This is a genomic window from Ruegeria sp. BHSB196, assembly GCF_059613135.1.
Window position 1 is genome coordinate 218,405 of the sequence record NZ_JBXWRY010000001.1, and the last position, 24,177, is coordinate 242,581.

Annotated in this window: 24 protein-coding genes; 11 read left to right on the plus strand and 13 right to left on the minus strand. The window is 64.0% G+C overall.

All coding sequences use genetic code 11. The features are described 5' to 3' along the window. The first annotated feature begins 4 nt into the window (after positions 1-4). Complete coding sequence (locus AC2FNJ_RS01095) at positions 5-2,359, plus strand: TRAP transporter large permease (protein WP_496761733.1); 2,355 nt, start codon at positions 5-7, stop codon at positions 2,357-2,359. Positions 2,360-2,429: 70 nt separating this feature from the next. Here the strand turns inward: AC2FNJ_RS01095 and AC2FNJ_RS01100 are convergent, their stop codons facing one another. The 4 genes from AC2FNJ_RS01100 to AC2FNJ_RS01115 all read right to left on the minus strand — a co-directional run bounded on the left by AC2FNJ_RS01100 (position 2,430) and on the right by AC2FNJ_RS01115 (position 4,873). Beyond that, on the minus strand, positions 2,430-3,254 hold the full coding sequence (locus tag AC2FNJ_RS01100; RefSeq protein ID WP_496761734.1) for an arginyltransferase: 825 nt from the start codon (positions 3,252-3,254) through the stop codon (positions 2,430-2,432). A 71-nt stretch (positions 3,255-3,325) separates the two neighbouring features. Then, positions 3,326-3,763: an RDD family protein gene (locus tag AC2FNJ_RS01105; protein ID WP_496761735.1), complete on the minus strand. Its 438-nt coding sequence runs from the start codon at positions 3,761-3,763 to the stop codon at positions 3,326-3,328. A gap of 71 nt (positions 3,764-3,834) precedes the next feature. Beyond that, positions 3,835-4,260 (minus strand): DUF2852 domain-containing protein, encoded by a 426-nt coding sequence (locus AC2FNJ_RS01110; RefSeq protein ID WP_496761736.1) that lies wholly within the window; start codon positions 4,258-4,260, stop codon positions 3,835-3,837. A 148-nt stretch (positions 4,261-4,408) separates the two neighbouring features. After that, a complete protein-coding gene (locus AC2FNJ_RS01115; protein WP_496761737.1) occupies positions 4,409-4,873 on the minus strand; it encodes a YbaK/EbsC family protein in 465 nt (154 codons plus the stop codon). Positions 4,874-4,921: 48 nt separating this feature from the next. Between AC2FNJ_RS01115 and AC2FNJ_RS01120 the strand changes: the two genes are divergently transcribed. The 5 genes from AC2FNJ_RS01120 to AC2FNJ_RS01140 are packed head-to-tail and all read left to right on the plus strand — an operon-like array spanning position 4,922 to position 10,221. Next, positions 4,922-5,305 (plus strand): DUF4440 domain-containing protein, encoded by a 384-nt coding sequence (locus AC2FNJ_RS01120; RefSeq protein ID WP_496761738.1) that lies wholly within the window; start codon positions 4,922-4,924, stop codon positions 5,303-5,305. 55 nt (positions 5,306-5,360) lie between these two features. Then, positions 5,361-8,156, plus strand: a complete 2,796-nt coding sequence (locus AC2FNJ_RS01125) for a [protein-PII] uridylyltransferase family protein (protein ID WP_496761739.1) — start codon at positions 5,361-5,363, stop codon at positions 8,154-8,156. Next, positions 8,140-8,421 carry a hypothetical protein gene (locus tag AC2FNJ_RS01130; protein WP_496761740.1) on the plus strand — a complete coding sequence of 94 codons (282 nt, stop codon included), beginning with the start codon at positions 8,140-8,142 and terminating at the stop codon, positions 8,419-8,421. Before AC2FNJ_RS01125 ends, AC2FNJ_RS01130 begins: the two co-directional genes overlap by 17 nt. 43 nt (positions 8,422-8,464) lie before the next feature. Then, a complete protein-coding gene (locus tag AC2FNJ_RS01135; RefSeq protein WP_496761741.1) occupies positions 8,465-9,676 on the plus strand; it encodes an RSP_2647 family RNA methyltransferase in 1,212 nt (403 codons plus the stop codon). Further along, positions 9,673-10,221, plus strand: coding sequence for an RSP_2648 family PIN domain-containing protein (locus AC2FNJ_RS01140; RefSeq protein WP_496761742.1), 549 nt, complete (start codon positions 9,673-9,675; stop codon positions 10,219-10,221). Before AC2FNJ_RS01135 ends, AC2FNJ_RS01140 begins: the two co-directional genes overlap by 4 nt. Before the next feature lie 33 nt (positions 10,222-10,254). On the opposite strand, the gene AC2FNJ_RS01145 is transcribed toward AC2FNJ_RS01140, so the two are convergent. Continuing rightward, entirely contained in the window at positions 10,255-10,944 is a 690-nt protein-coding gene (locus AC2FNJ_RS01145) for a M48 family metallopeptidase (RefSeq protein WP_496761743.1), read from the minus strand. A 136-nt stretch (positions 10,945-11,080) separates the two neighbouring features. On the opposite strand from AC2FNJ_RS01145, the gene AC2FNJ_RS01150 reads away from it, so the two are divergent. Then, a complete protein-coding gene (locus tag AC2FNJ_RS01150; RefSeq protein WP_496761744.1) occupies positions 11,081-12,874 on the plus strand; it encodes a hypothetical protein in 1,794 nt (597 codons plus the stop codon). A gap of 62 nt (positions 12,875-12,936) precedes the next feature. Here the strand turns inward: AC2FNJ_RS01150 and AC2FNJ_RS01155 are convergent, their stop codons facing one another. The 5 genes from AC2FNJ_RS01155 to AC2FNJ_RS01175 all read right to left on the minus strand — a co-directional run bounded on the left by AC2FNJ_RS01155 (position 12,937) and on the right by AC2FNJ_RS01175 (position 17,080). Then, positions 12,937-14,121, minus strand: a complete 1,185-nt coding sequence (locus AC2FNJ_RS01155; RefSeq protein ID WP_496761745.1) for a vWA domain-containing protein — start codon at positions 14,119-14,121, stop codon at positions 12,937-12,939. A 4-nt stretch (positions 14,122-14,125) separates the two neighbouring features. Then, positions 14,126-14,293, minus strand: a complete 168-nt coding sequence (locus AC2FNJ_RS01160; protein WP_496761746.1) for an apolipoprotein acyltransferase — start codon at positions 14,291-14,293, stop codon at positions 14,126-14,128. Between the two features lie 6 nt (positions 14,294-14,299). Beyond that, positions 14,300-15,667, minus strand: a complete 1,368-nt coding sequence (locus AC2FNJ_RS01165; protein ID WP_496761747.1) for a DUF2927 domain-containing protein — start codon at positions 15,665-15,667, stop codon at positions 14,300-14,302. Next, on the minus strand, positions 15,664-16,113 hold the full coding sequence (locus AC2FNJ_RS01170) for a GNAT family N-acetyltransferase (protein ID WP_496761748.1): 450 nt from the start codon (positions 16,111-16,113) through the stop codon (positions 15,664-15,666). The genes AC2FNJ_RS01165 and AC2FNJ_RS01170 overlap by 4 nt, the downstream gene beginning before the upstream one ends. A gap of 121 nt (positions 16,114-16,234) precedes the next feature. Continuing rightward, complete coding sequence (locus AC2FNJ_RS01175) at positions 16,235-17,080, minus strand: AAA family ATPase (protein ID WP_496761749.1); 846 nt, start codon at positions 17,078-17,080, stop codon at positions 16,235-16,237. A gap of 384 nt (positions 17,081-17,464) precedes the next feature. Between AC2FNJ_RS01175 and dksA the strand changes: the two genes are divergently transcribed. Continuing rightward, entirely contained in the window at positions 17,465-17,887 is a 423-nt protein-coding gene (gene dksA / locus AC2FNJ_RS01180; RefSeq protein ID WP_496761750.1) for an RNA polymerase-binding protein DksA, read from the plus strand. A gap of 70 nt (positions 17,888-17,957) precedes the next feature. Further along, positions 17,958-19,109 (plus strand): FAD-dependent monooxygenase, encoded by a 1,152-nt coding sequence (locus AC2FNJ_RS01185; protein WP_496761751.1) that lies wholly within the window; start codon positions 17,958-17,960, stop codon positions 19,107-19,109. Between the two features lie 5 nt (positions 19,110-19,114). Here the strand turns inward: AC2FNJ_RS01185 and xth are convergent, their stop codons facing one another. Together xth and AC2FNJ_RS01195 are read right to left on the minus strand one after the other, a co-directional pair. Beyond that, positions 19,115-19,894, minus strand: coding sequence for an exodeoxyribonuclease III (gene xth, locus AC2FNJ_RS01190; protein ID WP_496761752.1), 780 nt, complete (start codon positions 19,892-19,894; stop codon positions 19,115-19,117). A 282-nt stretch (positions 19,895-20,176) separates the two neighbouring features. After that, entirely contained in the window at positions 20,177-20,500 is a 324-nt protein-coding gene (locus AC2FNJ_RS01195; RefSeq protein ID WP_496761753.1) for a HesB/IscA family protein, read from the minus strand. A 76-nt stretch (positions 20,501-20,576) separates the two neighbouring features. Here AC2FNJ_RS01195 and AC2FNJ_RS01200 point away from each other — a divergent pair, with 76 nt between their 5' ends. Beyond that, the gene (locus AC2FNJ_RS01200) at positions 20,577-21,734 is read left to right on the plus strand and encodes a deoxyguanosinetriphosphate triphosphohydrolase (protein WP_496761754.1); all 1,158 of its coding nucleotides are present in this window, start codon (positions 20,577-20,579) and stop codon (positions 21,732-21,734) included. On the opposite strand, the gene AC2FNJ_RS01205 is transcribed toward AC2FNJ_RS01200, so the two are convergent. Beyond that, positions 21,735-22,286, minus strand: a complete 552-nt coding sequence (locus AC2FNJ_RS01205; protein ID WP_496761755.1) for a putative pterin-binding protein — start codon at positions 22,284-22,286, stop codon at positions 21,735-21,737. 130 nt (positions 22,287-22,416) lie between these two features. On the opposite strand from AC2FNJ_RS01205, the gene argS reads away from it, so the two are divergent. Next, entirely contained in the window at positions 22,417-24,162 is a 1,746-nt protein-coding gene (gene argS / locus AC2FNJ_RS01210) for an arginine--tRNA ligase (RefSeq protein ID WP_496761870.1), read from the plus strand. The last annotated feature ends 15 nt before the right edge of the window (positions 24,163-24,177 follow it).

Genomic DNA, 24,177 nt, shown 5'->3' on the forward strand with positions numbered 1-24,177 from the left:
GACTATGCTATTCGGTCTTGATGGCGTCGAAATCGGCCTCATTATCGTGTTTCTTTGCCTCTTCGGAGGCATTCTCAGCGGCTTTCCGGTGGCCTTCGCCATCGGCGGTGCCGGCATCATCTCGTTCGGCATCATCGCGGCGCTGGACAGCGCCGGGCTGCTGGTTCATCAGGCGATCGACACCGGGTCGCAGATGTATGTCGATCTGGTCAATTCTGGGGTGAAGCCGGACACGATCTCGGTCTTCCGATACCCGGATTTGCCAAGGGTTGCCGAACATGTCTTCGTCGGCGGATGGGAAACCGCGCTGGACCGCAACGTGTCGTTCATCGTCAACCGGATGAACGAGCGGGTGCTGGCCGGGCAGTCCATCGAAACCCTGCTGGCGGTTCTGATGTTCGTCCTCATGGGCATCACGCTGGAGCGGTCCAAGATCGCCAACGATCTGCTGACCACCATGGCGCGCGTCTTTGGTCCGCTGCCGGGTGGCTTGGCGGTGTCCATCGTGGTGGTGGGGGCTTTCCTTGCCGCCTCGACCGGGATCGTCGGCGCAACCGTGGTGACGATGGGCCTGCTGGCCCTGCCGACCATGCTGCGCAACAACTATTCGCCCGAACTGGCCACGGGCGTGATCGCGGCCTCGGGCACGCTGGGGCAGATCATCCCGCCCTCGATCGTGATCGTTCTGCTGGGCACGCTTGCGGGCGATCTTTATTCCACAGCACAGGAAACCCGCGCCGTGACGGCGGGGTGCTCGGATGCGCTGACCTATCTTGGCGAACCGGCCGTGGTCTCGGTCGGCACCCTGTTCCAGGCGGCTCTGCTGCCGGGGATCATGTTGGCGATTCTCTATGCGCTCTATGCCTTCGGCTATGCGCTCTTGAACCCTGAACATGCGCCCGCGGTCGCCATGTCCGGCGGCAGCGGCGAGACGATCACCCGCGGCGAGGGGCTGACCTGGTTGCTGGTGGCGCCTCTGGGTCTGATCGTCGGCGCGGTCCTGATGGGCAGCGTGGGCCTGATCGGCAGCCAGGACATTTCGGTTTCGGCCTTCTCGGACACCACCGAAGGCGCGTCGCTGCGCACCAATGTCTCGGCCGAGTGCAAGGCGTCGATGATCGAACTGCACGGCCAGGAAGCCTGGGATCAGGCCGTGGCCGAGCAGGAGGCGATTGACGCGGCCGGTGGCGTGGCAGAGGCACAGCGGCTGAGCGAAGAGGAACTCGTGGCCGCGCGCGAAGCCAAGATCGCCGCCGCCGCACCGATCGGCAACGGCGTGGCCGTCATCGTGGTCCTGCTGGGGCTGACGCTGATCCTGGGCCGCGGCATCGCACCGTCCCGCCCGGCGCAACCGCTGATTCTCGGCGGTATCGGTCTGCTCTTGATGCTGCTTGTCGATATCCTGTTCATTGCACCAACGACGTCTTCGGGAGCGACGGTTCTGTGGCTCGCCGTGCCTGCCGTCCTGGCGCTCTATGGCTGCAAGGAGGCGGCGGCGCGCTGTGCGACCAACGATCTGATCCGCGTCGTGTTCCCGCCGCTGGTGCTGATCATCGCGGTGCTGGGCTCGATCCTGGGCGGCATCACCAACCCGACGCCCGCGGCGGCGCTGGGGGCGGGCGGGGCCATCATGCTGGCAGCCTATCGCAAGCTCCAGGATCAGGGGCGGTCCGGCAAGATCATCATCTGGTCCACCTTCGCCATCATCATCTGCCTGCTGATCGGTGTGAATTTCGACCTGCGCATCAATCAGGGCGGCGTCACCGTCGAGACCTGGATCGCCTTCATCTTCGCCTATGCGACCTATCTCTATGCGCTGTTCGGGCTGCTGTTCGGCTGCTGGGTGCTGTTCGCAAGCGGCGTCCTGACCCCGGTCGTGCGCGAGACGGCCAAGGTCACGTCGATGGTCTTTACCATCCTGATCGGGTCGCAGTTGCTGAATCTGGTGGTGATCTCGTTCGGGGGAGAGCACTATATCCAGCAGTTCCTCAAGAGCTTCGACAATGAATTCACGGTCTTCCTGATCGTGATGCTGGTGCTCTTCATCCTGGGTTTCGTGCTGGACTTCCTCGAGATCATCTACATCGTGATCCCCATCGTCGGCCCGGTGATCTATGGCGGGTCGTTCGATCCGAAATGGGTGACGATCATGGTGGCGGTGAACCTGCAGACTTCGTTCCTGACGCCACCTTTCGGATTTGCGCTGTTCTATCTGCGCGGGGTGGCGCCCAAAGAGGTCACGACAGGGCACATCTATCGCGGCATCATCCCGTTCGTGATCATTCAGGTCGTTGGCATTGCGATCCTGTGGTTCTTCCCTGCCATCGTGACGATCGTCCCGTCGCTGATCCCGAACTGAGACCGGGGACAGGAGAAAAAAAAAGAGGGCCCTCGGGCCCTCTTCTTTTGTCTTCGGTTCAGCGCGCGACCTAGCCGCGCGTTGGGTGCCGGTCTGGCAGCTGGATATTGGCGACCTGTTCCGCGATGGGATCGGTCGAAAGCGGGTGATGGGAGATCCCTTCGTACTTGCGGGGGTTCTTCACTTTCGTCCACCGGTTCTGAAAATAGACTTCGAGCCCGGCAAACTTGGATTTGTATCCCATCTTGGAACTGCCCGGCACCCAGTAGCCGAGATAGACGAACGGCAATCCGGCCTCGCGGGCGATCTCGACATGGTCGAGGATCATGTAGGTGCCCAGGGAATTCTGCGGCTGATGCGGGTCGTAGAAGGAATAGACCATGCTCAACCCGTCATCGAGCACATCGGTCAAACTCACCGCCGTCAGATCGCCGGTGCGGGAGTCGGTGTATTCCACGACGCGGCTGCGGATGGGGGTTTCCTCGATCATCGCGGCGAATTCGAAAACGTCCATGTCCGCCATGCCGCCATCGGCGTGGCGCGCGTCCAGATAGCGGCGGAACAGTTCGAACTGGTCATCGGTGGCCCAAGGCGAGGTGGCGCGCCGGTCCAGGTGTTCGTTGCGTTTGATGGCGCGCTTCTGGCTCTTGCTTGGGCGGAAAGCCGAAACGTCGATCCGCGCCGAAAGGCAGGCCGAACAATCCATGCAGGAAGGGCGGTACAGTACGTTCTGAGATCGCCGAAACCCCTGCTGGGACAGAGAATTGTTCAACCGGTCGGCGCCTTCGCCCTGCAGCGCGGTGAACAGTTTGCGCTCCATCCGGTCCTCGAGATAGGGACACGGCTGTGGAGCCGTCACATAGAATTGTGGCGCTATTGGCAGCGTGTGGCGCATGCGGATCCCGTGTTCTGTTGCCGGGATGATAGCAACCGGGACGGAACCCGCCAAGGGTTCAATACACCCGTTCAGGCCATGACACGGCGGTTGAGCATGACGGTTCCAAGGAAGGCGTCGGTCAGGCCCTGGCACCGCGCGCTCGTCAGCATCATGATGATCGAGATCACCTGGATGACCGGAATCGCCATGCTCACCGTGTAGCCGGCGGTATGCGCCAGTGCCAGGCCGGTATCCAGCCGCGCGCCATAGGCGTCGCGCAGCTCGATGCCGAAGAACCGCATCCCCCATGTCGCGGATCCGTTGGCGATCGTCACCACGCGATAGACGAAGCCCACGGTCAGGTAGAGGACCGGCCAGATGAACGCGCCGATGAACGCCGTCAGCAGCACGATGACAAGGCTGAGCAAAAGGATCACTATGGTGTCGAAGATCCAGGCCAGAAGGCGCTTGACGGCAACCGTCTGGTAGAATTCGGGCTGGCGCTCGGGATCGGGGAGGTGGGACATCTCGGTCGGTCCTGTCGGAAAGGTAGAATAATGGCCCCGCACCGATCAGAGTGCGGGGCGCAGGGCGCGGGTCAGGCGTCGTCGTCCTTGTCTTCCATGTCGTCGCGGCTCTTGCGGGCGCGTTCGTCCATGAACTGGTCGAATTCCGCCTTGTCCTTGGCTTCCCGCAGGCGTCTCAGGAACTCTTCGAAATCCTGCTGCTCGCGTTCCAGCCGGGCCAGCGTGTCCGCCTTGTAGGCGTCAAAGGCGCTGTTGCCGGTGGGTTTCATGGCGCTCATGTGGCTGTGCCAGGATTTGCGGCGGCTGCAGGATTTGCTGAACATGCGTTTGCTCCAGATCATGTAGGCAAGAAGGGCCAGGCCAACGGGCCAGAAGAAGATGAAGCCGAGGACCATCAACGCGATCCAGGCGCCTTTGCCTTTGCTGTCGAGCCAGGCCTCGGTACGGTGCAACCAGCCCGGATGGGAAGGGGCGGCGGGGTCGGACAATGCGGTCATTTCGGGTCTCCAGTTGATGTAAATGCCTTTCACATTACCCAAGATGGGAGGAGAAACGGGGAATGCAAGAGGTGATGTGAAAAAGATTTACATTTTCGACTGCGCGTCTGGCCAGAAACCGGGCCCAAGCGACGGCCCTGGCCGCCAATTACGTGAAATCGGCGGGCGTGGCCGCCGCAACCCGGATGAGCGTCGCAGGCGCGATCTGGAAGACGTGACGTGGTGTTCCCGCGGCGGCCCAGACGGTTTCGAACTCGGTTAGCCGTGGGTCAATGTAGGTGCGAACCGGATTGAGATGTCCAACCGGCGCGACGCCGCCGATGGCAAAGCCGGTTTGCGCGCGCACCAGTCCGGCATCCGCCTTGCCCAACGGTTCGCCCGCCACGATTGCGGCTTTCTCGGCGCTCACCCGGTTTCCACCGGCGGTCAGAAACAGGATGGCCTCGCCGGTTTCCTCTCCGCGAAACACGATCGACTTGGCGATCTGATCCACGTCGCAGCCGACCGCCCGTGCCGCGTCCTGCGCCGTGCGGGCATTCTCGGTCTCGCGGATCACGATTTCCAGACCCGCCGCGGTCAGCGCGCCGCGTACGCGATTCAGACTTTTGCTCATCGGTTTCCTCGGTTGACCCTGCGGGTGCTCCCGGCGCATTTTGCACGGATGGAAAGTAGCGAAATTCGTACCGGCCCGGCAATGGTTCGGATGCTGGATCTGGAGGAACAGGTCTGGCAAGCGTTGGTCAACGGCGATGCCAAGGCCGACCGGGCCTTGCTGAGCCCTGACTTCACCGGCGTCTATCCCAGCGGGTTTGCCGGGCGCGAAGACCATGTGGGGCAATTCGCCGAGGCGCCGACCATGTCCGAGTATCGGCTCAGCGACGCGCGCCTGCGCTTGCTTTCCGATGATGCGGCGCTGCTGTCCTATCGCGCCGATTATGTCCGGAGCGGATCGACGGTGTGGGAAGCCATGCTCATTTCCTCGCTCTGGGAACGGCGGCAGCAGGGGTGGGTCAATACATTCAGTCAGGACACGCCGCTGGATTGACCGGACCTGCGTTTGTCGCATTGACCTCGCCCGCCCGCACGGACACCTTGCGCCCATGACCACCGCCCTCGCCATCTCCCGCCTTCCGCGCCCCTTCGATCCCGCGCTGGGGGAAGAAGCGCGCGCTTGCGTGTCCGATCTGACCGCCGAACAGGGCGACCTGATCGCCGGCGCGGCGGGATCGAGCCCCTATCTCAAGAGCCTGATCGAGCGGGAGGCGGATTGGGTGGGTCCGGCCCTGGCGGATCCGGGCGCGGTGCTGTCGGATCTCATGCGCGAAACCCGTGCGTTGCCGCCCGACACACTCAAACCCGGACTGCGTCTTGCCAAGCGGCGGCTGGCGCTTTTGACGGCGCTTGCGGATCTGTCCGGCGCCTGGCCACTGGAACGGGTCACTAGTGTGCTCACCGAATTTGCCGGTCTGGCGACGGACCTGGCCGCCAAGGCGGAAATCGCGGCTCTGATCCGGCGCCGAAAGCTGCCCGGCATGACCGAGGCGGACGTGGACTCGGCCGCGGGACTGGTGATCCTTGCGATGGGGAAGATGGGGGCGGGCGAGCTGAACTACAGCTCGGACATCGATCTGATCGTCTTGTTCGACGAAACCCGCTTTGACCCCGACGACTTTCACGAGGCGCGTCAGGGCATGGTGCGGGCGACCCGCAACTTCTGCACCACGCTCAGCGACAAGACTGCCGACGGCTACGTGTTCCGCACCGATCTGCGCCTGCGGCCTGATCCGGCGGTCACTCCGGTCTGCATGGCGATGGAAGCGGCGGAACGGTACTATGAAAGCCTTGGCAGAACCTGGGAGCGCGCGGCCTATATCAAGGCGCGCCCCTGCGCCGGCGATTTGAATGCCGGGGCGCGGTTTCTCGAGGCGCTGCGCCCCTTCGTCTGGCGGCGCCACCTGGATTTCGCGGCCATCCAGGACGCCCATGACATGCGCTTGCGCATCCGCGAGAACAAGGGCACCGGCGGCGCGCTGTCGATCCCGGGTCACGACATGAAGCTGGGCCGGGGCGGCATTCGCGAGATCGAGTTCTTCACTCAAACCCGCCAGTTGATCGCCGGTGGGCGCGACCGTACGCTGCGGGTGCGCGGCACGGTCGATGGGCTCGCCGCGCTCGCGGCCAGGGAATGGATACCGCAAGAGGTTGCGGACAAGCTGAGCGCGCATTACCGGGCCCATCGCGAAGTGGAACACCGTATCCAGATGGTGCACGACGCGCAGACGCACACGGTCCCGCACTCCGCCGATGGACTCGAACGGGTGGCCTGCCTCATGGGCATCGGCAGCGAAGAACTGACCGCCGATCTGACCCGGCGCCTGACCGAAGTGCACGATCTGACCGAGGGATTCTTTGCGCCCGGTCCGGGTGCCGCGCCTGCGCCGGTCGAACCGTTCGCCTTCGATTCGAGTGTCCTTGCCCGGTGGCCGACCTATCCGGCCCTCCGGTCCCAGCGCGGAGCGCGGATATTCGAGCGTCTGAAACCCGAGCTGCTGTCGCGGCTGTCGCGCACGGCAAAGCCCGACGAAGCCTTGATGGCGCTGGATGGCTTCCTGGCCGGGCTGCCCGCCGGCGTGCAGCTGTTTTCCCTGTTCGAGGCCAATCCGCAACTCATCGATCTTCTGGTGGACATCGTCGGCACTTCGCACTCGCTGGCCACGCATCTGTCGCACAATTCCTCGGTTTTCGATGCCGTGATAGGCGGAGATTTCTTTGCCGAATGGCCGGGGCGATCCGCATTGCGGCGCGAGCTGGACGCGGCGTTGCGCGCCGAGAACGACTACGAAACCCAGCTCGACATGGCTCGGCGCTGGTGCAAGGAATGGCATTTCCGGATCGGGGTGCATCACCTGCGCGGCCTGATCGACGCGGCCACCGCGGGCCGCCAATACGCCGACCTGGCCGAAGCCGTCATCGCGTCCATTCTGCCTTATGTCGAGGCGCAATTCGCCGCCAAGCACGGACCCGCGCCGGGACGCGGGGCGGCGGTTCTGGGCATGGGTTCGCTGGGTGCGGGCCGGATCAACTCGCAATCCGATCTGGACATGATCGTGATCTACGACCCGGCGGATCAGGATTTTTCGGACGGTCCGCGCCCGTTGGCGGCGCGGACCTATTACGCCCGCCTGACCCAGGCCCTGATCACCGCCCTGTCGGCGCCGATGTCGCAGGGGCGTCTTTACGAAGTGGACATGCGCCTGCGACCGTCCGGCAATCAGGGCCCGGTCGCGACCAGCTGGGCGAGTTTCACCCAGTATCAGCAAAATCAGGCCTGGGTCTGGGAACATCTGGCGCTGACACGGGCGCGGGTGGTGGCCTGCGACGAAAGCCTGGGGCAGGACATCGAAGAGTTTCGGGCCGGGTTCATCGCGCAGCCGCGCGACCGGCACAAGGTGTTGCGCGAGGTGGCCGAGATGCGGGCGCGGCTGGCTCAGGCGAAATCGCCGGCCGGCCTCTGGGACGCCAAGACCGGACCGGGCCGGCTCTTGGACATCGAACTGATCGCGCAGGCGGGCGCGCTCCTGTCGGGCCGTTCCGAGCGGGACGTGCATTCCGGTCTGGATGGGGCCGTCGCGGCCGGTCTGTTCGACGCGGGCAATGCGCAGATCCTGAAAGACTGTTATGACCTGTTCTGGTCGGTGCAGACCGCGGCGCGGCTTTTGTCCGGCAAGTCGCTCGAAGCGGACCGGATCGGCGAGGGTGGGGCGGCCTTTCTCTGCCGCGCCACCGGTTTTGAACGGATCGAGGACGTTCAGGCGCAACTGGAGCGGAGCTACGCCGCGGCCGCGTCACTGATCGCAGATGTCACCGATGAGGGAGCCGATGGCCCGAAGCAATGACCCGAATGACCCCAAAGGGCTGATCCGCGAGGCATATCGCATCGAGGGGATCGCTCTGCCCGAATGCCGCAGCATCTTTCTGGACTGGGCGCTCAGCCTGCCCGACGGGCACGATCAGACCCAGGCGCTGCGCGCGTTGCACGATGTCTATTCCGAACAGGCCCCGGATCATCCGATGACGCAGGTCTTGCAGGATGGGCTGACCGCGATCTCGGCGCCCCGCCGACGCGGAGGGTGGCGCGCGCGCACGCGCAAAGAAGGGTAGGCGGGTCTTTCGCCCCGTGCCCAACCGGACTATGAGGGCGGTCATGACACCCGATGCGCCGCCCTCCGACCGCCCCCGTATCCGCCTCAAACCCAAGGCGGATGCCCGCAAGTTGCGGCACGGGTTTCCCTGGGTCTACGCCAATGACATCGTCACCGACCGGCGCACGCGCAAGATCGCCGCAGGTTCGCTCGCGGTGCTCGAGGATGACAGGCGAACGCCGCTTGCCGTGGTTGCGGTGAATCCGGCGTCCAAGATCATGTGCCGCGTGCTGGACCGCGATCCCGAGGCCGAGATCGACGCCGCATGGGTCCGGGCCAGGCTTTCGCACGCGCTCCGCCTGCGGGAAAACCTGTTCGACACGCCATACTATCGTTTGATCCATGCCGAGGGCGACGGGCTTCCGGGCGTCATCATCGACCGCTTTGGCGATACATGCGTCCTTCAGCCAAATGCGGCCTGGGCCGAAACCCATCTGGACCTGTTGACCGAGGCGCTGGTTTCGGTGACGGGCGTCACGACCGTTCTCAAGAACGCATCGGGACGGGCGCGCAAGCTTGAAGGGCTCGACGACCTGAGCGAAACCTTGCGGGGACAGGTGCCTGCCGGGCCGATTCCGGTGCCAATGAACGGCGCGACCTATCTGGCCGATCTGACCGGAGGTCAGAAGACGGGCTTGTATTACGACCAACGTCTCAATCACGCCTTTGCCGCCCGCCTCGTGCATCCCGGCGCGCGGGTTCTGGACGTGTTCAGCCATGTCGGAGGTTTTGCCCTTGCGATGCTCGCCGCAGGGGCGGCCGAGGCACTGGCGGTGGACGGGTCCGCGCCGGCCCTGGACCTGGCCCGGCGGGGTGCTGCCGCTTCGGGCTTTGGCGACTGCTTTGCCACTCGGCACGGTGATGCGTTCGCTACCCTGACTGCCCTGGGCGAAGAAGGCGCGCAATTCGATGTCGTGATCTGCGACCCGCCGGCCTTTGCGCCCACCAAACAGGCGCTCGACGTGGGATTGCGCGCCTATGAGCGCATCGCCCGGCTTGCGGCCCCTCTGGTCCGGCCGGGTGGCTATCTGGGTCTCTGTTCCTGCTCGCACGCCGCCGATCTGGCCCGTTTCAGCGAAGCCTCGGCGCGCGGGATCGGGCGGGCAGGGCGGTCGGCGCATCTGATCCACACCGGTTTTGCCGGGCCGGATCATCCGCAGTTGCCGCAGCTGGCCGAAAGCGGCTATCTCAAGGCTCTGTTCTTTCGGCTGTGAGGGCGGTTCTCGACACTTGCGTGATCTATCCCACGGTCATGCGCGAGATGCTGCTGGGCGCGGCGCGGCTGGGGCATTTCACTCCGCTCTGGTCCGAACGCATTCTCGAGGAATGGGCGCGCGCCGCGCGAAAGCTGGGGCCCGACGGGGAAGCGCAGGCGCGGTCCGAAATCGCCTTGACGCGGGCCGCGTGGCCCGAGTCGGTGCTCCGGCCGGCACCGGGGCTCGAGGCCCGTCTGTGGCTGCCGGACGCCGCCGATATCCACGTACTGGCGGTCGCGATCTCGGGTTCGGCGGATGCCATCGTTACCGTGAACGCCAGCGATTTCCCAAGGAACATCCTGGCCGAAGAAGGGATCGAGCGCATCGATCCGGACACCATGTTGCACGGATTCTGGTGCGCCGATCCGGCAGGCATGGCGGACATGGCGCGCAAGGTACTGGATGACGCAAACCGGCTTTCTGGCAAGCAATGGACGATTCGAAGCCTGCTGAAAAAGGCGCGTCTGCCGCGTCTGGGCAAGGCCCTGTCCCAGCCCGCATGAAGGCATCACAGCGCGACCTCTTGCGGGGGACGGCTAGCCGCTGGTTTCCCAGCGCCGTTCCAGCGCCTCCAGCGCCGCGATCCGCTCGTCGGTCTTGGGGTGGCTCATGAGCCAGGCGGGCACCACCCCGGCACGTTGCTGGGTCAGATCCTCCAGCTTGTGAAACAGCGATTTCTGCGGCCCGATGCCGATACCGGCCTTGGTCAGCAGCGCCGCGGCATATTCGTCGGCCTCGTATTCGTCCGCACGGGACAGCCGCGAGGCCAGCAGGGCCGTCAGCCCGTTCGCGATCCAGACCCCGATGAACGGGATGAAGCGGTTGAGCAGAATGATCAGCGCGGTGCGCAGCGCGTTCTGCCCGGAAAAATCGATCATCCGGCGCCGTGCGTGACCCAGCGCGACATGGCCCAGTTCATGCGCGATGACCGAGGCCATCTCTTCCGCCGTCACCTCGCCATTGCGGAACTTGCGGTAGAATCCTCGGGTGATGAAAATGCGGCCATCCGGCGCGGCCAGCCCGTTCACCGGGTCGATCTCGTAGATGTAGACCGGGATGCGCGCCACATCGAGCGCGGCGGCCAGGCGGTCCGTTATCCTCTTGAGTTGCGGATCGGCGAGTTCCGTGGATTTCGCGTCAAGTTCGCGATGGGTGCGCCAGACCGAAATCCGGTACATCACAATGGCGTAGAGAACCGCCAGCAGGATCGGCGTGATGCGAAGCATGCCTGAAATATGGGGTGCGGACGGCCCGCCGGCAAGCCGTCTCTTTTTTCCATGGCGCGGTGGCTCAATCCCCGAATTCTTGACAAAACCTGACGCGCCCTCACAATCGTGAAAAAGTCATTTTGGGGATTTCGGTATGAGTTTTTTGCGCAGGGGTGCGTCCGCGCTGTCGATTGCCGCAGTTTGGGCCACGGCCGCTCCGGCCAGTGAGCGGATCGAGATCAGCGAAGGGGGGCTGACGCTGTCCGCCCCGGCTTCGGTCTCCTGTACGGAACCGCCCGAATTCGTGCTCGAGGGGCCGGCCAGCGCACTTTTTGCCGAGGACCGCTCGGTGATCAACCGGCTCGTTTCGCAGATGGCGCAGGGTTTGGCGCAGAGTTGCCCGGATGTTGACGTACTGTCGGTGTCGGGTGCCCATCGCGGTGTGCAGTACACCTTTGACATCCGGCGCGAGGACGGCTGGCAACTCGACCCGCCTGCTGCGAAACCGGCGGCTTCCGAAACCCAAGCGGCGGCAGCGCAGTCCGCAGATGCCGGGGCCGGGGACGCCGTGGCGGCAAAACCTGAAGTCAAGCCGGGGCTTTCCTTTGAACAGTTTGCAAGTGTCTTCGGTCCGGTGAAATCCGTTCGCGGCCATGTGCCGATCGAAAGCAACGACATCTGGTCAAGGGCTCTTGCGGCGCGGGTCTATGCCGAACGGCCGGACGTCATCGAAAACGACGAGGTCGCCATCGAGATTGCCGAGCGTATGCTCACGCCTGTCGAGTATCAGCAATTCATGGGGCCGCTGGCCAACAAGAGTGTCAACCAATGGTCCGTCTTCGAACGCCGTGATCTGGCCAACCGGGTGCGTACGCAACTCGCGCAAGGGCTGGATACGCGTCGTCAGACCGGCCCGATCGACATCTACCACACGGTGCAGATCCAGTTGGGAGAGTACGATTTCGACAAGGGCGCGTTTCCATTGGATGGCGAACGTCTGCGCCGCTACTCGGCGCCGCGGTGGCGCAGCATGCAGGTCGCAAATGCGTTTGACGCCATCGTGCTGCCCAGCGAACTCAAGGCGAACGTGGATCAGGCCCGGCAGCTTGACGACTATCTGCGGCAGCGCAACGACACCCGGCTGCATCTTGCGGTTTTCGCCCGCATTTCGCCGGAGGTGCCGCCTTCGCTCGATCAATACCCGTCCAACCAGCGCCCGGCGCACAGGACCGAATTGAAACAGATTGCCCTGTTCGCCGATGCCGGGCTCACGCAGATCCTGTTCGATTACACGCCGGCCCTCGCCGAACGTCAGGCGCTGGCCGATCAGGTGGTCTCGTATCTCGCGCAGCCGTTGTCGTCGGGCGAGGACTTCGTGCGCGCCATCGGCACCCTGACCGACAGCGACGCCGTCGCCCAGGCGATGGCGCGCGCCTACGAAGCCAGCGGGAGCCAGCCCCGGAAATCGGCGGACGAAGTGCTGAACGAGTTCGGTGAGACACGCGGGCCGACCATGATGACCTTCAGTGGCGGTCTGCAGATCGGCACCTACGACCCCGTCAGACAGGTCTTGCCGGTCCAGAACATCAACGCCCAGTACCAGCAGTTTCAGACCCTTCCGATGAACTTCGGGCTGAACAACACCTTCTTTCCTCAGTTGTCGGAGATCCCGATGAGTGCGGAACAGGCCCGGGTCATCGGCGACGCGGTCGCCAGCGGCTATCAGCTCGAGTTCCGGTTGGAGGCGGAAATGGTCGCGGGCAGCTATCAGCAAAGCTCCCCGCAATACCTGTATCTGGAAACCACCCATCGGCCGCACCGGCTGATACTGTTTTCGGGTCGCCAAGGGGTGGTGCCGGCAAACCGGGTCGTTTTGCTGGATCTGGAACTGCCCGAGACCGACTCGGTGGTCCCATCACTGCTGGACAGCCTGCGGATCGATCAGTAGCGCCGGAATGACCGCGACTTCAGCCCGCAGGTTCCGTCGCCGGAAAGACAGCAACGGGGGCGTCAGCGCGTCAGTTCCCGCATTCCCCGTTCCAGCCCCTGCAGCGTCATCGGCACCATCCGGTCTTCGAAGATCTCGCGGATCATGCCGATGGAATGGGTATACTCCCAGTATTTCTCGGGCACCGGGTTGATCCAGAGGTTGGATTTCCACTGTTCGCGCGCGCGTTGCAGCCAGACCTGGCCGGCCTCGGGGTTCCAATGCTCGTTGGCGCCGCCGGGATAGGCGATCTCGTAGGGGCTCATCGAGGCATCGCCGACGAAGATGCATTTGTAATCCGGACCATAGGTGCGCAGCACCTCATGGGTCGGTGTCTGCGCGTCCCAGCGGCGGCGGTTGTCGCGCCAGACGCCTTCGTACAGGCAGTTGTGGAAATAGTAGTATTCCAGGTGCTTGAACTCGGCCCGGGCCGCCGAGAACAGCTCTTCCACCACTTTCACATGCGGTTCCATCGAGCCGCCCACGTCGAGAAACAGCAGCACCTTGACCGCGTTGTGCCGCTCCGGCCGTTCCTTGACGTCAAGATAGCCGTGTTCGGCCGTGGCGCGGATCGTGCCATCGAGATCCAGCTCCATCGCCGCCCCTTCCCGCGCCCAGCGGCGCAGGCGTTTCAGCGCGACCTTGATGTTGCGGGTGCCCAGTTCCACCGTGTCGTCCAGGTTGCGGAACTCGCGCTTGTCCCAGACCTTGACCGCGCGCTGGTGGCGGCTTTCCTTCTGGCCGATGCGCACGCCTTCGGGGTTGTAGCCATAGGCGCCGAACGGCGAGGTGCCGGCGGTGCCGATCCACTTGTTGCCGCCCTGATGCCGGCCCTGCTGTTCTTTCAGGCGTTCGCGCAGGGTTTCCATCAGCTTTTCGAACCCGCCCAACGCCTCGATCTCGGCCTTTTCCTCGTCGCTCAGATGCTTCTCGGCCATCTTCGCCAGCCAATCGGCGGGGATGTTCACGGCTTCGAGAACCTGCTCAAAGCCGATCTCTTCCAGCCCCTTGAAGCTGGCGGCGAAGGCGCGGTCGAACTTGTCGATGTTGCGCTCGTCCTTCACCATCGCGACACGGGCGAGGTAATAGAACGCTTCCACGTCATAGGTCGCCAGCCCCTGTTTCATCCCTTCGAGAAAGGTCAGAAACTCCCGCAGGGAAACCGGGACACCGGCTTTGCGGAGGTTTTCGAAAAAGGGCAGGAACATCGCGTCAGACCAGCATTCTGTGGATCACCAACGTGGCTACCATTCCGACCAACGCAAAGGCAATCGCGTATCCCGCCGCATATTGCGCGATATCCGCCTTGCTGCCTTTGCGCCTGTGGGCGGTCAGCCCGCCCACGATTGCGCCCAGAACCGCCAACGCCAAAACGATCATACCAGATTATCCGCCCGTTCTTTTTCGGGGATTCAGCAGGGCGATGTCCTCCATCACCGAGCGAACCGCCCAGTCCGAGCCGAAGCCGTAGCGCGCCCATCCGATGCTGTCCAGCCTGACCGCGCGGGCCTGTTCGGGTTTGCCGGTCAGATCCAGCGCCTCGGCCTTGAGCATCATCAGCGTGGCCAGCATCGCCGCGTTTTCCGCCCGCGCCATGGTTTCGATACTGGGCTCGATCTGGCGCAATGCGGTGGCGCCGTCGCCGCGCGAAATGGCATAGGCGGCGGTTTGCACCACGACATAGGCGCGATGCAGCTCGGTTCCCGGCGTCTGCGACAGGAAGTGCATCGCCGTGCCGTAATGGAGTTGTGCCTGTTCGGGATCGTCGTACTGGATCATGCGCCCGATCAGGTAGTGCGGGAACGCCCGCCGCTGGTCGTACCACCCCGATTTCTGTCCGATGGCGGCGGCCCGCTTGGCCGCGCGCCGGCGCTGCTTTGCATCCGCGTTGGGTCCGAGCGATGTCTGAACCGCGTCGATCCAGTCGCGCGGCGTTTCGGAATAGGGGGTGGACCGGATCGTGTCGCCGCGGGGATTGTGGCGGCTGAGGATGCCCGGCAGCGCCTCGGCGACCTGCGCGCGGCTCATCCCGCTGCGCAGTTCCGGGTCATAGGTGGCGCGCAGGATCAGCATGTCGAATCCGGTCAGCACCGTATGCACGTTGTCGTCGTTGAAGACCGAGTCGGGCAGACGATACAGATCGTTCAGCGGTCCGATCGCCTGCGCGATTTCCTCGTGCAGACAGTCGCGGATTTCCTGCGGGCTGACATCGTAGGGCACGAAGATTCCCAGGCGTTCGCGTTTGGTCAGCAGCGACCAGTTCGTCTTGTTGTTGCGCCGGTCGCGGCGGTACTCCGCGAGGCTTGAGACATTCGGCACCACGAAACACGCGGCCTGCGGCAGGGTGCGGCGTATCTGTTCCCGGCTTACGGCCTCGATGGTGATGTTGGCATTGCCGCCCGTCACGCGATGGATGTCGATCCCGGCTTCGCGCCGCAGCCTGACCAGCAGCCGGTCGAGGTCGGCGTTGAGGGAGGGCGGCGGCGATCCTGTCACGCGCACGGTGATCGGCGTTTCGAACCGGGTGAACCGGGGCAGTTCGCGCCCGCTTTCCAGGGCAAAGTGCAGCGACAGGAAGTCCGCCGCGATATTTGCATTCGATCGCACAGGCGGCGTTGGCCGCGCGGTCGCAAAGCTCTTCATCGGCGGCAACACGCTGTCCGCGATCTCGGCGCGCGTCGCCGTGTCGCCGTGTGGGAGAGGGGCGCAGCCGGCCACACCGACGGCCAATATGAGCGCGGCGCGACGGATCATGAGCGATTGTACCGGATGAAAGGGGTCAGTTTCCCGATACGGTCATACAGCTTGCGCGCGGTGGCGTTGAACTCCTGCGTCAGCCAGTAGACCGAGGGCGCGCCTTGCCGGTCGGCCTCGGCATAGACCGCTTCGATCAGGGCGCGGCCGATTCCGGTGCCGCGCGCCTCGGGGCGGGCATAGAGATCCTGCAGATAGCAGGTGTTCTCGATCTTCCAGGCGTGGCGGTGAAACAGATAGTGGGTCAGGCCCACCAGCCGCCCGTCAAGCTCGGCCACGAAACACGAAAAATCCTGTGGATCGTCGCCCAGAAGGCGGGCAAACGTGCTGTCATACACGGCGTCCGGCACCGAAGTTTCGTAAAAGGCCAGATAATCCCGCCACAACTCCGCCCATTCGGACCGGTCCGAAGGGCGCAATTCGCGGATGACAACTTGACTGGCCACGTTCGGCAATCCTGACACTGCTGGGTTTCGTCCGGCCTTCTTCAGTCGCGACGGAACATATGGTTGCATCCCGGCCCGGTCATGGCAAGCCGATAGCGGATGCTGTTGCGGCAATGGCCGGTCAGCGTTGTCTCCGCGCCATGAAGGCCAGTCGCTCGAACAGATGCACGTCCTGTTCGTTCTTGAGAAGGGCCCCATGAAGTTTGGGCAGCGCGTTGGCCCCGTCGCGCTTGAGGTCTTCGGCGGTCAGATCCTCGGCCAGAAGCAGCTTGAGCCAGTCGAGCACCTCGGATGTGGACGGTTTCTTTTTCAACCCCGACGTATCGCGGATTTCATAGAACTGCGTCAGCGCGGTCGTCAGCAGCGATTCCTTGATGCCGGGATGGTGCACTTCGACGATCCGGCGCATGGTCGCCTCGTCGGGAAACCGGATGTAATGGAAGAAACAGCGGCGCAGGAAGGCGTCCGGCAGTTCCTTTTCGTTGTTCGAGGTGATGATGACGATCGGGCGGTGCCTGGCCCGGATCGTCTCGCCGGTTTCGTAGACGTGGAACTCCATCTTGTCGAGTTCCTGCAGAAGGTCGTTGGGAAACTCGATATCGGCCTTGTCGATTTCGTCGATCAGCAGAACGACCTTGTCATCCGACTCGAAGGCCTGCCACAGCTTGCCCTTCTTGATGTAGTTGCGGACATCGTTCACGCGCTCGTCGCCCAGCTGGCTGTCGCGCAGGCGGCTGACGGCGTCGTATTCGTACAGGCCCTGCTGCGCGCGGGTGGTGGACTTGATGTTCCACTCGAGCATATGCAGACCAAGCGCGCCAGCCACCTGCTTGGCCAGTTCGGTCTTGCCGGTGCCGGGTTCTCCCTTGACCAGCAGCGGGCGCTCCAGCGTCACCGCGGCGTTCACCGCGATGGTCAGGTCATCGGTCGCCACATATTCGGCGGTTCCTTCGAAACGAGCAGTCATTCACGGCCTCTTCCGGTTTGCGCCGGGTCCGGTCCGGCGCACGCACAGGGGTTACAGAGAGGCCGCGGATTTGGCAAGTCGGGCCGCTGCGTCGCGGTAGGCGGGATTTTTGTGCAACTACAACGGCTTTTACGCGTAGTGCCGTTTCATGACGGACCGGGATCCGCCGGGTGCCTCAAAAATGGCCGGTAATTTCCACAGAAAAACAAGGTTTTGTTGAGATTCTGTTCCGTAATTGTGCTGGTCGGGATTTTTGAGCCCCGAGCGCCGAGTTTGTGTAGTGACAATCCGGGCGGCGTCGGCTAAACGCACCGCAGAAGGGAGTGCCGAATGTCAGGTGAAGCAAGTGTGACCGACGTTTCTGGCCATGCCAAGGGAGCCAAGATGAAGCAGGAAGTTTTTCTGCCGGAAGACTATCGTCCGGCCGAAGATGAGCCTTTCATGAATGAGCGGCAGCTCGAATATTTCCGACGCAAGCTGATCAATTGGAAGAACGAACTTCTGGCAGGAAGCCGCGACACGATCGAGGGGCTTCAGGGCAACACCCGCAACATCCCGGATGTCGCCGACAGGGCCAGCGAGGAAACCGATCGCGCGCTTGAATTGCGCACGCGCGATCGCCAGCGCAAGCTGGTGGCCAAGATCGACGCCGCATTGCGGCGGATCGAGGACGGCGAATACGGGTATTGCGAAGTGACCGGGGATCCGATCTCGCTCAAGCGTCTGGATGCCCGCCCGATCGCGACCATGACTCTCGAGGCGCAGGAACGCCACGAACGCCGGGAAAAGGTCCACCGCGACGATTGATCGCTGGACCACGGCAAAAATACCGGCGCCGGGGCCTTTCGCCCCGGCGTTTTTGCGTTAAGCCGGTGCCATGGACATCAGCGGTCTGACATTCGGCGTCATCGGTGGCGGCATCGGCGGGATCGCAGCCGCCCTTGCGCTGCGGCAGCGCGGCGCGCATGTCACCGTCGTGGAGCAGGCGCCGGCCCTGACCGAGGTCGGGGCGGGATTGCAGATCAGCGCCAACGGGATGGTCGTCCTGCGCGCCCTGAATGTCGTGGGGGATCCACCTGAGGCAGGCCAGCGCTCGCAGGGGACGGAGATCCGCGACTTTCGGGCCGGGCGTTTGGTCGGCGTAATGCCCGCTTCGGCCGCCGGGGCGACCTACTACTACCATCGTGCCGATCTGCTCGGGCTGCTGCACGAGGCGGCCTTGCGCGAAGGCGTCAAGTTCCGTTTGGGAGCGACAGTCACGCAAGTGTGCACGCATCCGTCCGAAGTAGAGATCGTCTTGCAGGACGGCACGCGACTGCGGGTCAACTGCGCGATCGCCGCCGACGGCGGCAGAAGCGCGATCCGCGCTGACCTTAACGGACCCGAAGCGCCCGAATTCTCGCATCAGGTTGCCTGGCGCGCCACCATTCCCTGGGACGGCCGTGGCAAAAAGTCGTGCGCCGTGTTGACCATGGGGCCGGGGCGGCACGTCGTCACCTATCCCTTGCGCGACCACACCGTGATGAATGTCGTTGCGGTCGAGGAGCGGTCGGACTGGCAGGAGGAAGGCTGGCGATTGCGCGGCGACCCGGACGACCTGCGCCACAGGTTTGCAGATTTCGGGAGGCCGGTCCGAGACATCCTCGAGCAGGTGCAAGCCGCACATATCTGGGCCTTGTTCCTGCGCCCGGTCGCGCGCCGCTGGCAGGACGGTCGCACGGTCCTGTTGGGGGACGCGGCCCATCCGACCCTGCCGTTCATGGCGCAGGGTGCGTGCCTGGCGCTCGAAGACGCCTGGGTGCTGGCCCGATGCCTGGGCGATCAGGCCGATCTCGCGCGGGCCCTGGCCGCCTACGAAGCCATGCGCCGCCCGCGGGCCCGACGGGTCGTCGCGGCGGCTGCGAACAATGCGCGCAATTTCCACCTTCGCGGGCCGATGCGTCTGGCGGCGCAACTGGCCCTGGGCGTGGTCGGCCCGCGATTGGGCCGAAGATACGAGTGGATCTACGGTTACGACGCGACGGCCTGACCGCGTCAGAGGTCCAGCTCGACCCAGACCGGTACGTGATCCGACGGCTTGTCCTGCCCGCGCACCTCGCTGTCGATCCGGCAGTCCTGCAAGAGGTCGGCCGCCTGCGGGGTCAGCAGAAAATGGTCGATGCGGATGCCGTCATTCCTGTTCCATGCGCCGGCCTGGTAGTCCCAGAACGAATAATGCCCCGGCCCCTGGATGCGGGCGCGGAAAGCTTCGGTGAATCCGAGGTTCAGGATCTTGCGAAAGGCCGCGCGGCTTTCGGGCCGGAACAGGGCATCATCGCGCCAGGCGTCAGGGCGCTTGGCGTCCTCCGCCTGCGGGATGACGTTGTAGTCGCCCGCCATCAGTGCAGGCTCTTCCGAGGCCAGCAGTGCCCGCGCGCGGTCGTACAGCCGCTCCATCCAGGCAAGCTTGTATTCGAATTTCGGCCCCGGCGCCGGGTTGCCGTTGGGCAGGTACAGGCCGCACACGCGCAGCGCCCTTGTTCCGACCACCGTCGCCTCGATCCAGCGGGCCTGATCGTCCCCGTCATCGCCCGGCAAGCCGCGCGAAACATCCTCAAGCGGCAGTTTCGACAGGATCGCCACGCCGTTGAAGCTTTTCTGCCCGTGGGTTTCGACATTGTAACCCCGGTCTTCGAAGATTTCGCGCGGAAACGCGGAGTCCACCGACTTGATCTCCTGCAGCACCACCACGTCGGGCTGCGCGTCGTCCAGCCAGCGGGGCAGGGCCTCGGCCCGCGCCTTGATGCCGTTGATGTTGAACGTGGCGATTTTCATGCGCGATCCTCCGAAGGCCCGAGGCAACCTATCACCCATAACTGGCCCCACGGCAAGACGGCTGCAAGGTTTGCGAGGCTCTGCCTCGCGCTCCGGGATATTTTTGGCCAGATGAAGAAACGGTTCTTTAACCAATTCGGTCGAAAACAGCCCTGCGGTACAGGCGGGGACGCCGATGACCGCGCCAGGTGAAGCTCTCCGGCGCCCATGCCGGAGAGCGGATCTCTGCTTCATCTGGCTTCAAATATCCTGGGGGTGTGGGGGCAAAGCCCCCACTCATGGTCACATCGAAAACGAAGTGCCGCAGCCGCAGGAGGAGGTTGCGTTCGGATTGTCGATGACGAAGCGCGCGCCGATCAGTTCCTCGGTAAAGTCGATGGTTGCATTCTCCAGAAACGGCAGCGAGATGGAATCGACCACCACCTTCTGGCCGTTGCCCTCCAGTACCAGATCGTCGTCCTTGGGCGCATCCAAGGCAATTTCGTACTGAAAACCTGAGCATCCGCCGCCTTCCACGGCGACGCGCAGCGCTTGCCCCTGATCCGCCGCGCCGATTTCGGCCAGGCGGGCAAAAGCGCGTTCGGTGACTCTGGGGGGCAGGTTCATGCCGGACTCCGAAGGTTTCCATGTCGAGCGTCCTACAATATAGAAAAGCCAGGGACAGGCGACAAGGACGAGACCTTTGGACAGAGCGGTTTTTGCCTCGGATCCGGAGCGGGCCAGAGGGCGGCTGGTGCCGGAGCAGGAAAGCGGTTTCCGGTCGTGCTTTCAACGGGATCGGGACCGGATCATCCATGCCAGCGCCTTCCGGCGGCTGAAACACAAGACGCAGGTCTTCGTCGAACATGAGGGCGACAATTACCGCACCCGCCTGACTCATTCCATCGAAGTGGCGCAGGTGGCGCGCACGATTGCCGGGGCATTGGGACTGAACCCGGAACTGACCGAGGCGGTCGCGCTGGCGCATGACCTGGGCCATACGCCGTTCGGCCATACCGGCGAGGATGCCCTGCATGCCCTGATGTTGCCCTATGGCGGGTTCGATCACAACGCGCAGACCATTCGGATCGTGACCCGGCTGGAACGGCACTATGCCGCGTTTGACGGGTTGAACCTCACCTGGGAAACCCTTGAAGCCATTGCGAAACACAACGGTCCGGTTCTGGGAGAGCTGCCGTGGGCACTGGCGGAATGCAATGCGGGCTTCGATCTGGAACTGCACACCCACGCCAGCGCCGAGGCGCAGGTCGCCGCCCTGTCGGACGATATCGCCTACAACAACCATGATCTTCACGACGGGCTGCGCGCGGGGCTGTTCACGGACGAGGATATTCAGGTCTTGCCGATCGTGCGCGACTGCTATGCGGAGGTGGACGGGACATATCCCGGTATCGACCCCTACCGCCGCCGCCACGAGGCGCTGCGGCGGGTTTTCGGCGTCATGGTTTCGGATGTCATTTCCACATCACAGGATCTGCTCACCCAATCCGGCGCGCGGACGGTGGCGGACATTCGGGCCCTTGGATATCCCGTCATTCGGTTCTCGGACGGATTGTGGTCCGATCTGACCGAAATTCGCGATTTTCTGTTTTCGCGCATGTATCGCGCGCCCTCGGTCATGAAAGTGCGCCAGGAGGTCGCCGCGGTGGTGGAAGACCTGTTTCCGATCTATCTGGGCGACCCGAAACAGCTGCCGGCGCATTGGCATTCCGATATCGACGCCGCGCGGGACGAGACCGTACTGGCCCGCATCGTGTGCGACTACATCGCCGGGATGACCGACCGTTTCGCGCTGCAGGATCACACCCGGCTGACCGGGGCGCGGCACATGCGCGTCTGATCACTCCACGCCGATATAGACCAGCGCCCAGACCTGTTGCGCCGCCTGCTCCTCGGCCAGGGCAGGGTCGTCCGTGGGCGGAAAGACGATCATCGCCGGGCCATAGCCGCCGATGCCCATCGGCTGGCCGTCGGCATGGGTGGCGAGGATGGGGTGGTGGGCGGTGATGCTGTCCCAGCTGATTTCGGCCTGATAGCCGTCCATGGTCATCGGTTTGGCGGTCTTTCCGGCGGCGCCGGCCAGCTTCATGACGTCCGACAAGCGCGGGCCGGAAAACGTGATCTCGCGCTGTTGATTGTCCGGGCCGTACGCGATGGTGATCTCCGCCTGTTCCAGAGCGTCGAGCATGTCGGCGTCGAACCCGGCCGCGCCGTCATGTACGATCTCGAAGAACCCGAACAATCCGCCGTCGCTGTCCGACCGGGCGGGCAGGTTGGTTTCGGACACCGCGCCGCCCAGGGTGATCAGAACGTGCCCGGTGGGGCGGGCGAGGTCCGCCAGCAGGGGGCAGGGCGCAAGCAGGGCGAGGCAAAGCGAAAGGGCGAAGCGCACGTCGGATCTCCCGTGATTGATCGCGGCCCACCATAGCGGACCGGAGCGGCAAACCAAGAGCGAAGCGATGCCCCGCATTGACCTTGCCGTTTCGCGTGGTAAACCGCCCGGCAAGCAAAAGGACACCACGATGAACCTGTTTTCCGATATGCGCGCCCTGGTTCTGGACGCGCTGGCCCTTATGCAGTCCGAAGGCGCCTTGCCCGAGGGCCTGAGCCTCGACAACGTGACGGTCGAGCCGCCGCGCGATCCGGCGCACGGGGACATGGCGACCAATGCGGCGATGGTCCTGGCCAAGCCCGCGGGGATGAAGCCGCGCGACATCGCAGAGGCGCTGGCTGCAAAGCTGGCCGCCGACGACCGGATCTCCAGTGCCGAGGTTGCCGGGCCGGGGTTTCTGAACCTGCGTCTTGAGCCCTTGGTATGGCAGGGAGTGCTCCGGGCGATCCTGTCCCAAGGGACCGGTTTCGGCCGCTCTGAGATCGGGCAGGGCAAGCGGGTCAATGTCGAATATGTGTCTGCCAATCCGACCGGCCCGCTGCATGTCGGCCATACCCGTGGCGCCGTGTTCGGCGATGCGCTGGCCAGTCTGCTGGCCTATGCCGGGTACGATGTCACCCGCGAATACTACATCAACGACGGCGGCGCGCAGGTCGATGTGCTGGCGCGGTCGGCCTATGAACGCTATCGCGAGGCCAACGGCCTCAGCCCGGAGATCGCCGAAGGGCTCTACCCGGGTGACTACCTGATCCCGATCGGCGAGGCGTTGAAGGAGAAATACGGCGACAGTCTGATCGACCGGCCGGAAAGCGAGTGGCTGGACGAGCTCCGCGAATTCGCCACCAATGCCATGATGGACCTGATCCGCGCCGATCTGAAGGAACTGGGCGTCGAGATGGATGTCTTTTTCTCGGAGAAATCCCTCTACGGCACCGGCCGGATCGAGGCGGCGCTGGCCGCGCTGAACGACAAGGGTCTGATCTATGAGGGCGTTCTGGAACCGCCCAAGGGCAAGACGCCCGAGGATTGGGAACCGCGCGAGCAGACGCTGTTCCGCTCGACCGCGCATGGCGACGACGTGGATCGCCCGGTCAAGAAATCCGATGGCAGCTGGACCTATTTCGCGCCCGACATCGCCTATCACTACGACAAGGTGAGCCGCGGGTTCGACGCGCTGATCGACGTGTTCGGCGCAGATCACGGTGGATACGTCAAGCGGATGAAGGCCGCCGTTTCGGCCCTGTCCGACGGCAAGGTGCCGCTGGACATCAAGCTGACCCAGTTGGTGAAACTGTGGAAGAATGGCGAGCCGTTCAAGATGTCCAAGCGGGCGGGGAACTTCGTCACCCTGCGCGACGTGGTCGATCAGGTCGGCCCGGACGTGACCCGGTTCGTCATGCTGACCCGCAAGAACGACGCGCCGCTGGATTTCGATTTCGACAAGGTGCTGGAGCAGAGCCGCGAAAACCCGGTATTCTACGTGCAATACGCCCATGCCCGCGTCATGAGCGTGCTGCGCCGGGCTGCCGAGGCCGGCATCGATGCCGAGCTTGCGACGCTGCAAGCCGCCGATCTCGGCAAGATCGATCACGAGGCCGAATTGACGGTCGCCCGGAAGCTTGCGGAATGGCCGCGTCTGGTCGAAATTGCCGCGCGCACCAACGAACCTCATCGCGTTGCTTTCTATCTCTATGAATTGGCAGGAGATTTCCACGCACTCTGGAACCGTGGCAATGACGAGCCGGCCCTGCGCTTTCTTCAGGATGGCGATGTGGCCACAAGCCAGTCCAAAATGGCCCTGGCCCGCGCCGTGGCGGTTGTGATTTCCGCCGGCCTCGGTATTCTTGGGGTCAAGCCGGCGCAGGAGATGCGGTAAGAAATATCGCCCGAA